The following is a 14,229-nucleotide window of genomic DNA, read 5'->3' as shown; positions in this document are numbered from 1 at the left end:
GGGGTAAACTTAAGAGAGACCTCAAAAGGAGGAAATGACAATGAAACGCTTATGGATCCTTACGGCGCTGATCCCGTTTGCCGCGCTCGCACAGCCACTCAACACCATGAACAACCCGAACCAGCAGGGTTACGTTATCCCGAGCCAGCAGCGTATGCAGACGGAGATGATGAGCCAGCAACAGCAGCAGAAAGGAATGCTTAATCAGCAGCTTAAAACGCAGACCCAGATGCAGCAGCAAAGCCTGCAAAATCAGATGAACGCCAACACCCAGCGCGTGCAGCAGGGGCAGGTGCGCGAGCAGCCGCTGCCGAATAAAAACGGCGGGATGTTAGGAGGAATGACGTCGTCAGGCAGCGGACAGCAGCACATGCTGCCGCCGCAGTCGAATGGCAGTATGCTTAATCCGCAGAACTAAAGTCCGGGCCGATCAGGTCGATTGCATCGGTACAGATGCTGTCCACGCCCCAGCGCAGCAGTTCGGCTGCGCGCTGGGGTTTGTTAACCGTGTAGACCAGAATATGCAGGCCCGCGTCCTTCAGCATCTTCACCCGCGCTTCATCCAGCAGCCTGTGGTTGAGATGGATAGAAACGCACGCTAAGCGTGCCGTCAGCTCGCGCCAGTCCTCGCGCCACTCGTCAAGCAGCAGCCCGCGCGGCAGCTCCGGCACGGCCGCCTGTGCGGCCTCCAGCGCATCGATTTCAAATGATGACAGCAGCGGAGCGGTCATCCCTTCCCACAGCTCGCGCGCGGCCAGGGCAATGACTTTGCCCGTCAGCGGCCCGGTGCCGGTGGTCGGTTTGATTTCGATATTGGCCATCATGCCGTGCTGGCGACAGCGATCGGCCACTTCCGCCAGCAGCGGCAGCGGTTCGCCTTTGAATTCGCCGCTGTACCAGCTTCCGGCATCAACCTTCAGCAGATCGCGCCAAGGCAGCTCGCCCGCCACGCCCCAGCCGTTGCTGGTGCGTTCGAGGTTATCGTCATGCAGCAGGAAAATTTCGCCGTCTTTCGACAGCTTGGCGTCGAACTCGATCATCGTGTGACCGTAGCGCGCGCCAACGTCAATCGCCGCCAGGGTGTTCTCCGGCGCCAGCTTACCGCCGCCCCGGTGGGCGACGACGTGGGGATAAGGCCAGTTGCTCATACTCGTTGTCCTGTTTCACCGTCAAACAGGTGCAGATGGTTTTCCGGGAGGTGCAGCCACAGCGTGCTGCCTGCTTTCGGACGCTCCTGATGCGGCAGGCGCACCACCATTTTTTGTTCGCCCCAGCGCCCGTGCGCCAGGTTATCTGCACCCAACATCTCCAGCGTGTCCATCACCAGCGGCACGCCGCCGTCCGCCTGAGAGGTTAAAACGATATGCTCGGGGCGGATACCGAGCGTCATCTTACGCCCGGCGTAGCCACGATAGTACCAGTTGATCGGCAACGCCATCCCGCTTTCCAGCTCAAAATGCGTGCCCGCGCTGCTGATACGCCCTTCAAGCAGGTTCATTGCCGGGCTGCCGATAAAGCTCGCCACAAAGCGGGTGGCCGGTTTCTCGTACACTTCCACCGGAGTGCCAATTTGTTCGGCGATGCCTTTGTTCATCACCATCACGCGCTGGGCGAGGGTCATGGCTTCGACCTGATCGTGTGTCACATACAGGGAGGTGGTGTTCAGACGACGGTGCAGCTGCTGCAGCTCAAGACGCATCTGCACGCGCAGCTTGGCGTCGAGGTTAGACAGCGGCTCGTCGAAGAGGAATACCGCCGGATCGCGCACGATGGCGCGCCCCATCGCCACGCGCTGGCGCTGGCCGCCGGAGAGCTCGCGCGGTCGGCGCTTCAGCAGGCCGTCCAGCTCGAGAATGCGCGCCGCCTCTTTCACCCGCTCGTCGATATGGCCTTTGCCCATGCCGCGGATTTTCAGCCCCCAGGCCATGTTCTCTTCCACGCTCATGTGCGGATAGAGAGCGTAGTTCTGGAACACCATCGCGATGCCTCTGTCTTTCGGCTCCATCTCGGTGACGCGCTGGCGGTCAATCCAGATATCCCCGGAAGTCACGCGCTCCAGCCCCGCCACCATGCGCAGCAGGGTGGATTTGCCGCAGCCGGACGGGCCGACCATCACGATGAATTCTCCGTCCGCCACGTCGAGCGTCAGCGGCTGAATAACCTGGGTTTTGCCATCCCAGCTTTTGGTTACTGCCTGAAGTTTTAAACCTGCCATCTTATTTCTCGCTATCGACCAGGCCGCGGACAAACGCGCGCTGCATGGCTAAAACAATGACTACGGGTGGGATAAGGGTGAGCAGCATCGCCGCCATCACCTGGTTCCAGAGGGTGGTGCCTTCGCCGGTGGCGATCATGCCTTTGATGCCCGCCACGGCGGTACCGAGGTTAACGTCCTGAATAATCAGCAGCGGCCACAGGTACTGGTTCCAGCCGTAGATAAAGGTGATCACAAACAGCGCTGCGAGGTTGGTTTTCGACAGCGGCAGCACGATGTCGCGGAAGAAGCGCATCGGCGACGCGCCGTCGATGCGCGCCGCTTCAATCAGCTCGTCCGGCAGGGTCATAAAGAACTGGCGGAACAGGAAGGTGGCGGTCGCCGAGGCCATCAGCGGCAGGGTTAAGCCCGCGTAGCTGTCGAGCAGCTTCAGGTTGGCGATCACTTCTACCGTCGGGAAGATACGCACCTCTACCGGCAGCATCAGGGTGATAAAAATCATCCAGAAGAAGAGGTTACGCAGCGGAAAGCGGAACCAGACGATGGCGAAGGCCGAAAGCATCGACACCGTAATTTTGCCGACCGTAATGCCAAACGCCATGATGAAGCTGTTGAGCATCATCAGCCAGAACGGCGCGCTGTTGGCGCCCACGCCCTGAGTCCAGATGGTCTTCATGTTCTCGAACAGATGCCCGCCGGGGATCAGCGTCATCGGCGTGTCGAACACCGCTTTGGTGTCCAGCGTGGCGGCGACAAACGCCACGTACAGCGGGAAGAGGATGACGATAATCCCTAAAATCAGCATGGTATGGCTGAAAATCGTCAGCCCGCGACGGTTCTCAATCATTGGTAGCGCACCTTACTTTCGACATAGCGGAACTGCACCACCGTGAGGATGATGACGAGGAACATCAGCACGACCGACTGCGCGGCAGAGGCGGAGAGATCCAGACCGGCGAAGCCTTCGCGATAGATCTTATAGATAAGCGTCGTGGTCGCCTGCACCGGGCCGCCTGCGGTCGCCGCGTCGATCACCGGGAAGGTGTCGAAGAAGGCGTACACGAGGTTAACCACCAGCAGGAAGAAACTCACCGGGGCGATCAGCGGCAGCGACAGCCTGAAGAAACGACGAATGGGCCCTGCGCCGTCAATCGCCGCGGCTTCCACCAGCGAGCGCGGAATGGACTGCAGCGCGGCAAAGAAGAACAGGAAGTTGTAGCTGATCTGCTTCCACACCGAGGCGAACACCACCAGGAACATGGCCTGACCGCTGTTCTGGGCGTGGTTCCAGTCGTAGCCGAACTCGGCCAGGAAGTGGGTAATCAACCCGCGACCGGGGTTAAACAGGAAGATCCACAGTACGGCGGCGACGGCGGGAGCCACGGCGTAAGGCAGCAGCATCAGGGTTTGATAAATACGGCTGCCGCGCACCACGTAGTCCACCAGCGCGGCGAAAAACAGCGAGGCAACCAGACCGCTGACGGTCACCAGCGCGCTGAACTTCATCGTCGTCCAGAAGGAGTCCAGGTAGTAGCTGTCATGGAACAGCGCGGTAAAGTTGTCCAGGCCAACAAACTGGCTGGAGAGCCCGAACGGATCGACGCTTTGTACCGAGTACCACAGCGCTTCGCCCGCAGGCCAGATAAAGAAGATAACGGTGATGACCAGCTGCGGTGCGACCAGAAGATAGGGCAGCCAGCGGGAACGAAACACCGGACGGGATGATGACATAGGTTTGCTCTGTAGGTATTCCACCTCACCCCGGCCCTCTCCCCAAAGGGGCGAGGGAGAAAAGACGGCTCCGCGCAGTCCCCTCTCCCCTATGGGAGAGGGTTAGGGTGAGGGGCAGGTTTGAATTACGATTTGGTCGACTGCTCAAAGCGGCGCAGCAGCTGATTCCCGCGCTCTACCGCAGAGTCCAGCGCCTGCTGTGGCGTTTTCTTACCGGTCCACACGCTTTCCAGCTCTTCATCCACGATGGTGCGGATCTGCGGCATGTTGCCCAGACGCAGGCCTTTGGTGAACGGCAACGGCGGCTTGTTCAGCATCTGACGCGTCGCGATGTCCGCGCCCGGGTTCTTGCTGTAGAAGCCCTGCTCGCGGGTCAGGTCGTACGCGGCTTTGGTGATCGGCAGGTACCCGGTCTTCTGGTGCCATTCGGCGGCGTTTTCAGGCTTCGCCAGGAAGTCGAGGAATTCGGCTACGCCTTTGTAGGTGCCCTTGTCTTTACCCTGCATCACCCACAGGCTCGCCCCGCCGATGATGGCGTTCTGCGGCGCGCCCTTCACGTCAGCGTCGTACGGCATCATGCCCACGCCGTAGTTGAATTTGGCGTAGTGACGGATATCCGCCAGCGAGCCGGAAGAGGCGGTGGTAATGGCGCAGTCGCCGTTGTAGAACTTCTCGGTGGATTCGTCTTTACGTCCGAAGTAGCTGAAGTCGCCCTTCTTGTTCAGATCGGCAAGCAGCGCGATATGCTTCACCTGCTCAGGCTTGTTGAACTCCAGGACCGCGTCGGTGCCGTCGAAGCCGTTGTTTTTGGTCGCCACCGGCAGGCCGTGCCAGGCGCTGAAGTTTTCAATCTGGATCCAGCCCTGCCAGCCGCTGGCGTAGCCGCACTTCATCCCCGCCGCTTTCAGCTTCGCGGTGTACTCCGCCAGGTCCTGCCAGGTTTTGGGCGGCTGCTCCGGGTCTAAACCGGCTTTTTTGAAGGCGTCTTTGTTGTAGTACAGCACCGGCGTGGAGCTGTTAAACGGCTGAGACAGCAGGTGGCCGGTTTTGGAATCGGTGTAGTAACCCGCTACGGTCGGCACGAACTGCGACTCATCGAAGTTGATGCCCGCTTCTTTGAACACTTCATAGACCGGTTTGATGGCTTTGGAGGCCATCATGGTGGCGGTACCCACTTCATAAACCTGCAACAGCGCAGGTGCGTTACCGGTACGGAAGGCGGCGATGCCCGCGCTCAGGCTCTGCTCGTAGTTGCCTTTGTACACCGGCACAATTTTGTAATCCGGATGGGTGTCGTTGAAACGCTGCGCCAGGGAGTCAACTTCTTTACCCAACTCCCCTTCCATGGAATGCCAGAACGGAATGGTGGTGACAGCCATTGCGTTCGTCGCAAAAGCCAGACCCAGTGCCAGACCCAAAGCTGTGTGTCGTAACGATGTCATTGTCATCTCTCTTATTGTGCCGGATGCGCGATATCACGCGTTTTATGCTCGCGAGGTAACATGACATGCTCGAATGACAGAAAAATAACTGTTTGTTTACAGATAAGTGACAGCCAGGCGTCAGGGGGATGATGGTTGTGTGAAAGGGGCTGGGGGTGTGGTTTAGGTGCGGTCTGGTGCCCTCACCCCGACCCTCTCCCACGGGGAGAGGGAGAAAACATTAAAAAAGGCATCTTGCGTTGCCTTTTTGCTTTTACCTCGTGCGGTCTGGTGCCCTCACCCCGGCCCTCTCCCACGGGGAGAGGGAGATAACATTAAAAAAGGCAACTTGCGTTGCCTTTTTGCTTTTACCTATCCGCCCAGATACGCGCTCCGCACCGCTTCGTTCGCCAGCAGCGCGTCGCCGGTATCCTCCAGCACCACGCGGCCGTTCTCCAGCACGTAGCCACGATCGGCGAGCTTCAGCGCCTGGTTGGCGTTCTGCTCGACGAGGAAGATGGTCATCCCCTCTTTGCGCAGCTGCTCGATGGTGTCGAAAATCTGCTGGATGATGATCGGCGCCAGACCGAGCGACGGTTCGTCCAGCAGCAGCAGGCGCGGCTGGCTCATCAGCGCGCGGCCAATCGCCAGCATCTGCTGTTCACCGCCGGACATGGTGCCCGCACGCTGGATGCGGCGCTCCCACAGGCGCGGGAAGAGTTCATATACCCACTTGATGCGGGTCTGGTATTCATCGCGGTGAGCGAAGAAACCGCCCATCGCCAGGTTCTCTTCCACCGTCATGCGGGAGAAGACGCGGCGCCCTTCCGGAACAATCGCCACCGCCTCGCGCATGATTCTGGCGGTCTGCCAGTCGGTAATGTCTTTACCATCGAACACAATCCGCCCGCTGGTGGCGCGCGGGTCGCCGCACAGGGTGCCGAGCAGCGTGGTTTTGCCCGCGCCGTTGGCGCCAATCAGGGTCACGATTTCACCCTGATTGATATGCAGGCTGACGTCGTGCAGCGCCTGGATCTTGCCGTAGTGCGCGTTGACCTTGTCGAACGTTAACATCGCTTTTTCCATCTTATGCCTCACCAAGGTATGCGCGGATCACGTCCGGGTTGTTGCGGATCTCTTCCGGCGTGCCGTTTGCCAGCGGCGTGCCCTGGTTTACCACGTAGATACGGTCCGAAATGCCCATCACCAGCTTCATGTCGTGCTCAATCAGCAGGATGGTAGTGTCGTGACTGTCGCGCAGCTCGGCAATCAGCTCGTCCAGCTCTTTGGTCTCTTTCGGGTTGAGCCCTGCCGCCGGTTCGTCGAGCATCAGGATTTCCGGCTGCGTCACCATGCAGCGCACAATCTCCAGACGACGCTGGTCACCGTAGGCCAGATTGCTCGCCTGACGGTTGGCGTGCTGCAGCAGGCCAATTCGGTCGAGCCAGGTGGCGGCGCGGTCAAGCGCTTCATCCTGCGCGCGGCGGAAGGCCGGGGTTTTCAGCAGGCCGGAGAACAGCCCGGTTTTCAGCTGCTGATGCTGGGCCACCAGCAGGTTCTCAATCACCGTCATCTCGCGGAACAGACGCACGTGCTGGAAGGTACGCACCACGCCCATGCGGGCAATCTGCTGGCCCGGCAGCCCTTCCAGATGCTGGTCGCGCAGCATAATGGTGCCGCCCGTTGGCTTGTAGAAGCCGGTCAGACAGTTAAAGACCGTGGTTTTCCCTGCGCCGTTCGGACCAATCAGGGAGACAATCTCTTTCTTGTGCAAATCCAGATTCACGTTGTTGACCGCCAGCAGGCCGCCAAAACGCATCATCAGGCCGTTAACGGATAATAATGGCTGACTCATGCCTGCTCTCCTTTCGCTTGCCAGTTCTTCAGCTTCAGCTGTGGACGGGTCATCGGCAGCAGACCCTGCGGACGCCAGATCATCATCAGCACCATCAAACCACCCAGCATCAGCATGCTGTATTCGTTAAAGTCGCGCATCAGCTCGCGCGAGACCACCAGCAGGATGGCCGCGAGGATAACGGCGAACTGCGAACCCATCCCGCCGAGCACCACAATCGCCAGCACAAAGGCGGATTCGGCGAAGGTGAACGATTCCGGGCTAACGAAGCCCTGACGCGCGGCAAACAGCGTTCCGGCGAAACCGGCAAACGCGGCGCTGATGGTGAACGCGGTCAGCTTGATGCGGGTCGGGTTCAGGCCCAGAGAGCGGCAGGCGATCTCATCCTCGCGCAGCGCTTCCCACGCGCGGCCCAGCGGCATGCGCAGCAGACGGTTGATCACGAACAGGGTAATCACCACCAGCAGCAGCGCCACCAGATAGAGCCAGATCACGCGGTCGGACGGGTCATACTTCACGCCGAAGAAGTTGCTGAAGGTATCCCAGCCGCCTTCGCGGGCGGTACGGCTAAATTCCAGGCCGAAGAAGGTCGGTTTCGGGATCTGGCTGATGCCGTTCGGGCCGCCGGTCACTTCGGTGTTGTTGAGCAGCAGGATACGGACGATTTCGCCGAATCCTAAGGTCACAATCGCCAGGTAGTCGCCGCGCAGGCGCAGTACCGGGAAGCCAAGCAGGAAGCCTGCAGCGGCAGAGACCAGCCCTGCCAGCGGCAGGCAGGTCCAGAAGCCGAGACCGTAATAGTGGTTCAGCAGCGCGAAGGTATAGGCGCCGATGGCGTAGAAGCCGCCGTAGCCCAGCACCAGCAGGCCCGAGAGCCCCACGACCACGTTCAGACCGAGGCCGAGAATCACGTAGATCATGGTCAGCGTGGCGATATCCACGGTGCCACGCGACACCACGAACGGCCACGCCACGGCGGCCACCAGCAGCGCCACGAGGAACAGCTTCTGCTTAACCGTAGAACCGTCGATTGCCGGCAGGACGAATTTCGGCCCGGAGACGTTTTTCAGCGTCTTCTGGAACAGCGGACGCAGCAGCTGGAACAGGAACACTACGGCCGTGCCGATAAATACCCACTGCCAGCGGATGTCAGCTGCGGTATCGACAACCAGTTTGGTGCCATTCAGCTCAAGCTGGACGCCCATAAAGACGCTGGCCAGCACGAAGAACATGGCGGCAGAGAGCAGCGCCATTGCAAAATGCATCGGTTTCATACTTTCTCTACCTCCGGACGGCCCAGAATACCGGTAGGCATCACCAGCAGAACCAGAATCAGCAGGGCAAACGACACCACGTCTTTATACTCCGTGCTCAGGTACGCCGAGGAGAGCGCTTCGGCCACGCCCAGGATCAGGCCGCCGATCATCGCGCCCGGAATACTGCCGATACCGCCCAGAACCGCCGCGGTGAAGGCTTTCATCCCGGCCATAAAGCCGATGTACGGGTTGATCACGCCGTAGAACTGGCCGAGCAGGACACCCGCCACCGCCGCCATCGCGGCGCCAATCACGAAGGTCAGGGCAATCACGCGGTCGGTGTTGATGCCGAGCAGGCTCGCCATCTTCAGGTCTTCCGCGCAGGCGCGGCAGGCGCGTCCCATACGCGAGTAGCGGATGAACAGCGTCAGGGCGAGCATCGCAATAAAGGTCACGACCCAGATAACCAGCTGCATGGTGGTGATAGAGGCCGCGAAGTTTTCGCTGGCCCCCACAATCCACTGGCCATTGAACAGGCTTGGCAGCGCCACGTCGCGCGAACCTTCGGTCAGGCTGACGTAGTTTTGCAGGAAGATCGACATCCCGATCGCGGAAATAAGCGCAATCAGGCGCTTGGAGCTGCGCACCGGCCGGTAGGCCACGCGCTCAATGCTCCAGCCGTAGGCGCTGGCAATCACAATCGCGCCGACAAACCCGGCGGCGACCAGCAGCCAGCTGCTGTCGATGCCCATCATCATCAGGGCGGCGATAATCATAAAGGAGACGTAGCTACCGATCATGTACACCTCGCCGTGGGCGAAGTTGATCATGCCGATAATGCCGTAAACCATCGTATAGCCGATGGCGATCAGCGCGTAGGTGCTTCCCAGCGTAACGCCGTTAAACATCTGCTGCAGGAAATAGAGAAACTGCTCGGACATATGCAAACCTTTTTATACCCGCCCGTCATGCCGGGCGGTGGGATAATTATTTGGCGGCCGAGGATGAACCGTCGGCGTGCCACTTAAAGACACCAAACTCAAATCCCTTCAGATCGCCTTTCTCATCCCAGTTCAGCGGCCCAATCACGGTGTTCGCCCCGTGTGCTTTTAAATCTTTCACCAGCTCCAGCGGTTCTTTGCTGCCGGAGCGATCCAGCGCGGTGGCCAGAGACTGTACGGCCGCGTAGGTGATCCAGACGTACGGACCACTCGGATCTTTCTTCTGCGCCTTGAGCGCATCCACGATAGCCTTGTTGGCCGGATCCTGGTCATAGCGTTTTGGCATCGTCACCAGCATGCCTTCGGCAGAATCCCCCGCGATGTTTGACAGGGAGGCATTGCCCACGCCCTCTGGCCCCATAAACTGGGTTTTCAGACCGGTGGCGCGCGCCTGACGCAGCATCTGCCCCATCTCCGGGTAATAGCCGCCGTAGTAAACGAAGTCGATATTCTCTTTTTGCAGACGGGCAATCAGCGCGGAGAAGTCTTTCTCACCGGCGGTAATGCCGTCGAAGAAGACGATGTTCGCGCCGCCTTTTTTCAGGCCGTCCTGCACGGAGCGCGCCAGGCCTTCGCCGTACTGCTGTTTGTCATGAATAATGGCAATGCGCTGTGGCTTAACGCTCTCGAGGATGTATTTGGCGGCGGTGGGGCCCTGCGAGGAGTCCAGACCGGCGGTACGCATGATGTGCTGATAGCCGCGCTGGGTCAGTTCCGGGTTCGTTGCGCCTGGGGTGATCATCAGAATGCCTTCGTCTTCGTAGATATCAGACGCCGGCTGCGTGGAGGATGAGCACAGGTGGCCGATCACATACTGAATACCGTCGTTGACGATTTTGTTGGCGACCGCGACGGCCTGTTTAGGATCGCAGGCGTCGTCATATTCCACGCCCACCAGCTTGTCGCCTTTGATACCGCCCTTGGCGTTGATGTCTTTGATGGCCTGGCGCGCGCCGTTGAACTCCATGTCACCCCACTGGGCAACAGGGCCGGACATCGCCCCCACTACCGCAACTTTAATGTCGTCTGCCATAGCGGCATGCGAGATCGACAGTGCGACCATCCCCGCGATTAACGTCTTCGCGTTCCTTTTCATCTCTGAATCCCCATTCGTGATGTCGTGTTTATATTTTGTTTTATTATGGTTAAAAAGCATTCTGTACTTTTAATGAACAACGCTATTTTTACCAGTGCCTTTAATGGTTTAGCGCAGTTTTTTGTCAAAAACCAGACTAAAATCTCTATTTTTCAGGCGATTAAGCAAAGATAATATTCTGAAATCAGGCAGAGATAAACAAATAAAAGTGCAGTTTGCAGCATAAAATAACGGTACAAAGCGCCGAATAAATCACTACCGTTCAGGTTAAAATTCTGCTTATTTTTCGATCCATGTGTTTTCAAACTGCCCAACGCGTTGCCAAAAAACTAATCACCTGGTTAATGAGAATAAAAAGAGGAAGCCGCTGAGTGAATAAATTGAGTACACTGCCCCTACTCAATCTGATTTGGACAAGTGGCTAATGAAACTGACTATCGTGCGTCTGGTGACCTTTAGCGACCAGGATCATATCGACCTGGGCAAGATCTGGCCGGAATATTCCCCTTCGTCGCTGCGCGTTGATGAGACCCACCGCATTTATGCCGCGCGTTTTAACGAACGCCTGCTGGCAGCGGTTCGCGTAACCCTGAGCGGTACAGAGGGAGCGCTGGACTCGCTGCGCGTGCGTGACGTCACCCGTCGTCGCGGTGTGGGACAGTATTTAATTGAAGAAGTGATCCGCGAAAACCCGAGCGTGACCTCATGGTGGATGGCTGACGTGGGCGTGGAAGACCGCGGCGTGATGGCGGCGTTTATGCAGGCGTTAGGGTTTACGGCGCAGGATAGCGGGTGGGAGAAGCGCTAAAAGAAAGCCGGGTGGCGGCTGCGCCTTACCCGGCCTACATTCTCCACTGTATTTTCCCAAGCATTTCGTGTTGCAGGAAGGCGGCAAGTTATGAAATCCCCGGGAGCTTACATAAGTAAGTGACCGGGGTTGAATAACGCAGCCAACGCACCTGCGGCGCGAAAGGCGACGGGAAAATTATTTGGCGTCTGTCGCCGTACCGTTAGCATGCCAGTCAAACACGCCGAACTCGAAGCCCTTCAGGTCGCCCTTCGCGTCCCAGGAGAGTGGTCCCATGACGGTCTCGACGGTATTCGCTTTCAGCCAGGTGGCAATCTCAGCCGGATCGGCTGACTGGTTCAGGCCCGCCTGCAGAGACTGCAGCGCCGCGTAGGTGGTCCAGACGAACGCGCCGCTTGGATCCTGTTTCTTCGCCTTGATGGCATCTACGATAGGTTTGTTCGCAGGAACCTGGTCGTAGTTCTTCGGTTTGGTCACCAGCAGGCCTTCGGCTGATTCACCCGCAATGTTAGACAGGGAAACGTTCGCCACGCCTTCCGGGCCCATAAACTGGGTTTTCAGGCCCGCAGCGCGCGCCTGGCGCAGGATCTGGCCCATTTCCGGGTGGTAGCCACCGTAGTAAACGAAATCAATATTCTCTTTCTTCAGACGCGCCACCAGGGTGGAGAAGTCTTTCTCACCGGCGGTGATCCCGTCGAAGAACACCACGTCGGCATTCGCTTTCTTGAGGTTATCCTGCACTGAACGCGCCAGACCTTCACCGTACTGCTGCTTGTCATGAACGATGGCAATGCGCTTCGGCTTCACTTTTTCAACGATGTATTTAGCCGCCGTTGGGCCCTGGTCAGAGTCCAGACCGGTGGTGCGCAGGGTCAGCTTGTAGCCGCGCGCGGTCAGCTCCGGTGCGGTCGCTGCCGGGGTGATCATCAGAATACCTTCGTCTTCGTAGATGTCAGACGCAGGCTGAGTCGAGGAAGAGCACAGGTGACCGATAACGTATTTGATACCGTCGTTCACCACTTTGTTTGCGACCGCGACCGCTTGTTTCGGGTCACAGGCATCATCATATTTTACGATCTGCAGTTTTTCGCCCTTGATACCGCCCTTGGCATTAATGTCTGCAACCGCCTGCTCAGCGCCGGTAAATTCCTGGTCGCCGTACTGTGCTACCGGACCGGACATTGCGCCAACCACAGCCACCTTGATGTCTGCCTGTGCCATGGTGCTGAATGCCAACGCGATACATCCTGCCAGTAACGCTTTACCCTTCATGTTCATCCTGAGATTCCCCATTATTATGGTTATTACGATTGTTGTGATGTTGTTGTTCAGCGCTTTATGTCAGTTATAGGTGTGCTGTCCGCGCTTTTTCAGCATACTCTGCTAAAACATACCCGATTTTTATGATTTTGGAATAGCTAATTTGAAATGAATATATGATAAGCCCGGCAGGGATTTTCGCCGGGCATGTGGCTTTAACGTGTCAGCGACGCGGAGATAATGTCCAGCGCTTTACGGAACTGCGCTTCAGGGATAGTCAGCGGATACAGGAAACGAATGACGTTGCCGTAGACGCCGCAGCTCAGAAGAAGCAGCCCTTCCTGCAACGCACGCTCCTGCACCTGGCGGGTAAATTCCGGCGAAGGCTGGCCCGTTTGCGGGTCGTTAAACTCCACCGCCACCATCGATCCCTGCGCGCGAATGTCAGCGATATACGGGCAGTGTTCCTTCGCCTTGTTCAGCACTTCCACCAGGTGATGGCCAAGATGCGCCGAGCGCGTGCAGAGATCCTCTTCATCAATCACGTCGAGCACGGCATGCGCCGCCGCAATCGCCAGCGGGTTCCCGGCGTAGGTACCGCCCAGCCCGCCCGGTGCAGGGGCGTCCATGACCTCCGCACGGCCCGATACCGCTGAGAGCGGCATCCCGCCCGCTAGGCTTTTCGCCATGGTGATCAGATCGGGCTTCACGCAGTGGTGTTCCATCGAGAACAGCTTGCCGGTACGGGCGAAGCCGCTTTGCACCTCGTCGGCAATCAGCAAAATACCGTGGGTGTCGCACAGGGCGCGCAGCGCCTGCATAAAATCAGCTGGCGCAATGTTGAAACCGCCCTCTCCCTGAACCGGTTCGAGAATAATGGCCGCGACCTGGTCGGGTGCGATATCCGCTTTAAAGATGCGTTCCAGGCTTTTCAACGCTTCCGCCGTGCTGACGCCGTGCAGTTCATTCGGATACTGCGCGTGATACACCGAACCGGGGAACGGGCCAAAGCCGAGCTTGTACGGCGCAACTTTGCCGGTCAGCGCCATGGTCATAAAGGTGCGGCCGTGGAACGCGCCGCCGAAGGTGATAAGGCCGGGACGTTTGGTGTACGCTCGGGCAATTTTGACCGCGTTTTCGACCGCCTCTGCCCCCGTGGAGAAGAACGCGGTCTTGGCCGGACCGTCAACGGGCACGCGCTGGTTGATGCGCTCGGCAAGCGCCACATAGCCTTCGTACGGCACAATCTGGTACGCCGTATGGGTAAACGCGTGGAGCTGTTTTTCAATCGCGGAAATGACTTTTGGATGGCGATGGCCGGTATTCAGCACCGCGATCCCGGCGGCGAAGTCGATGTACTCGTTACCTTCCACGTCCCACACCGTGGCGTTTTCAGCTTTATCAGCATAGAAGTTACACATCACGCCGATGCCGCGCGGCGTCGCCTGTAAACGCCGGTCGTTCAGTTCGTTATTTTTCACCCTGTCCCCCTGAGAAAGTCGCCTGCTTAGCGCATCAGTAAGTGTTTGCCAGGGGGAGGGAATTCGCCAGAGCGGGCGCTAAAAAAACAAAACCCCCAGACTCTC

Annotated in this window: 14 protein-coding genes; 2 read left to right on the top strand and 12 right to left on the bottom strand. The window is 58.5% G+C overall.

Features of this window, described 5'->3' with window-relative positions; genetic code table 11:
• The first annotated feature begins 40 nt into the window (after positions 1–40).
• Positions 41–418: a DUF2756 family protein gene (locus tag IM317_RS21865; RefSeq protein ID WP_033144399.1), complete on the top strand. Its 378-nt coding sequence runs from the start codon at positions 41–43 to the stop codon at positions 416–418.
• On the opposite strand, the gene ugpQ is transcribed toward IM317_RS21865, so the two are convergent.
• The 10 genes from ugpQ to livK all read right to left on the bottom strand — a co-directional run bounded on the left by ugpQ (position 402) and on the right by livK (position 10,575).
• Positions 402–1,148 (bottom strand): glycerophosphodiester phosphodiesterase, encoded by a 747-nt coding sequence (gene ugpQ / locus IM317_RS21860; RefSeq protein WP_029742186.1) that lies wholly within the window; start codon positions 1,146–1,148, stop codon positions 402–404. The genes IM317_RS21865 and ugpQ overlap by 17 nt on opposite strands.
• Positions 1,145–2,215, bottom strand: coding sequence for a sn-glycerol-3-phosphate import ATP-binding protein UgpC (locus tag IM317_RS21855; protein ID WP_033144398.1), 1,071 nt, complete (start codon positions 2,213–2,215; stop codon positions 1,145–1,147). Before IM317_RS21855 ends, ugpQ begins: the two co-directional genes overlap by 4 nt.
• Position 2,216: 1 nt before the next feature.
• Complete coding sequence (gene ugpE, locus IM317_RS21850) at positions 2,217–3,062, bottom strand: sn-glycerol-3-phosphate ABC transporter permease UgpE (RefSeq protein ID WP_033144397.1); 846 nt, start codon at positions 3,060–3,062, stop codon at positions 2,217–2,219.
• On the bottom strand, positions 3,059–3,946 hold the full coding sequence (gene ugpA / locus IM317_RS21845; RefSeq protein ID WP_033144396.1) for a sn-glycerol-3-phosphate ABC transporter permease UgpA: 888 nt from the start codon (positions 3,944–3,946) through the stop codon (positions 3,059–3,061). The genes ugpE and ugpA overlap by 4 nt, the downstream gene beginning before the upstream one ends.
• Positions 3,947–4,071: 125 nt before the next feature.
• Positions 4,072–5,388 (bottom strand): sn-glycerol-3-phosphate ABC transporter substrate-binding protein UgpB, encoded by a 1,317-nt coding sequence (gene ugpB / locus IM317_RS21840; RefSeq protein ID WP_023310025.1) that lies wholly within the window; start codon positions 5,386–5,388, stop codon positions 4,072–4,074.
• A 351-nt stretch (positions 5,389–5,739) separates the two neighbouring features.
• Positions 5,740–6,453: a high-affinity branched-chain amino acid ABC transporter ATP-binding protein LivF gene (livF, locus tag IM317_RS21835; protein ID WP_008500102.1), complete on the bottom strand. Its 714-nt coding sequence runs from the start codon at positions 6,451–6,453 to the stop codon at positions 5,740–5,742.
• Between the two features lies 1 nt (position 6,454).
• On the bottom strand, positions 6,455–7,222 hold the full coding sequence (gene livG / locus IM317_RS21830) for a high-affinity branched-chain amino acid ABC transporter ATP-binding protein LivG (RefSeq protein ID WP_023310024.1): 768 nt from the start codon (positions 7,220–7,222) through the stop codon (positions 6,455–6,457).
• Positions 7,219–8,496, bottom strand: a complete 1,278-nt coding sequence (locus IM317_RS21825; RefSeq protein ID WP_033144395.1) for a high-affinity branched-chain amino acid ABC transporter permease LivM — start codon at positions 8,494–8,496, stop codon at positions 7,219–7,221. The genes livG and IM317_RS21825 overlap by 4 nt, the downstream gene beginning before the upstream one ends.
• Complete coding sequence (gene livH / locus IM317_RS21820; protein WP_008500099.1) at positions 8,493–9,419, bottom strand: high-affinity branched-chain amino acid ABC transporter permease LivH; 927 nt, start codon at positions 9,417–9,419, stop codon at positions 8,493–8,495. The genes IM317_RS21825 and livH overlap by 4 nt, the downstream gene beginning before the upstream one ends.
• A gap of 46 nt (positions 9,420–9,465) precedes the next feature.
• Positions 9,466–10,575: a high-affinity branched-chain amino acid ABC transporter substrate-binding protein LivK gene (livK, locus tag IM317_RS21815; RefSeq protein ID WP_033144394.1), complete on the bottom strand. Its 1,110-nt coding sequence runs from the start codon at positions 10,573–10,575 to the stop codon at positions 9,466–9,468.
• A 424-nt stretch (positions 10,576–10,999) separates the two neighbouring features.
• Here livK and panM point away from each other — a divergent pair, with 424 nt between their 5' ends.
• Complete coding sequence (gene panM, locus IM317_RS21810; protein ID WP_033144393.1) at positions 11,000–11,383, top strand: aspartate 1-decarboxylase autocleavage activator PanM; 384 nt, start codon at positions 11,000–11,002, stop codon at positions 11,381–11,383.
• Positions 11,384–11,560: 177 nt separating this feature from the next.
• Here the strand turns inward: panM and livJ are convergent, their stop codons facing one another.
• Together livJ and IM317_RS21800 are read right to left on the bottom strand one after the other, a co-directional pair.
• Positions 11,561–12,661, bottom strand: a complete 1,101-nt coding sequence (livJ, locus tag IM317_RS21805; protein ID WP_072163886.1) for a branched chain amino acid ABC transporter substrate-binding protein LivJ — start codon at positions 12,659–12,661, stop codon at positions 11,561–11,563.
• Positions 12,662–12,858: 197 nt separating this feature from the next.
• Positions 12,859–14,124: a 4-aminobutyrate--2-oxoglutarate transaminase gene (locus IM317_RS21800; RefSeq protein WP_029741816.1), complete on the bottom strand. Its 1,266-nt coding sequence runs from the start codon at positions 14,122–14,124 to the stop codon at positions 12,859–12,861.
• Positions 14,125–14,229: the final 105 nt, after the last annotated feature.

This window comes from Enterobacter cloacae complex sp. S3, from assembly GCF_014930495.1.
Classification (GTDB): domain Bacteria; phylum Pseudomonadota; class Gammaproteobacteria; order Enterobacterales; family Enterobacteriaceae; genus Enterobacter; species Enterobacter asburiae_B.
The sequence above is the reverse complement of the archived record's forward strand: the minus strand, read 5'-3'. Positions and strand labels throughout refer to the sequence as shown.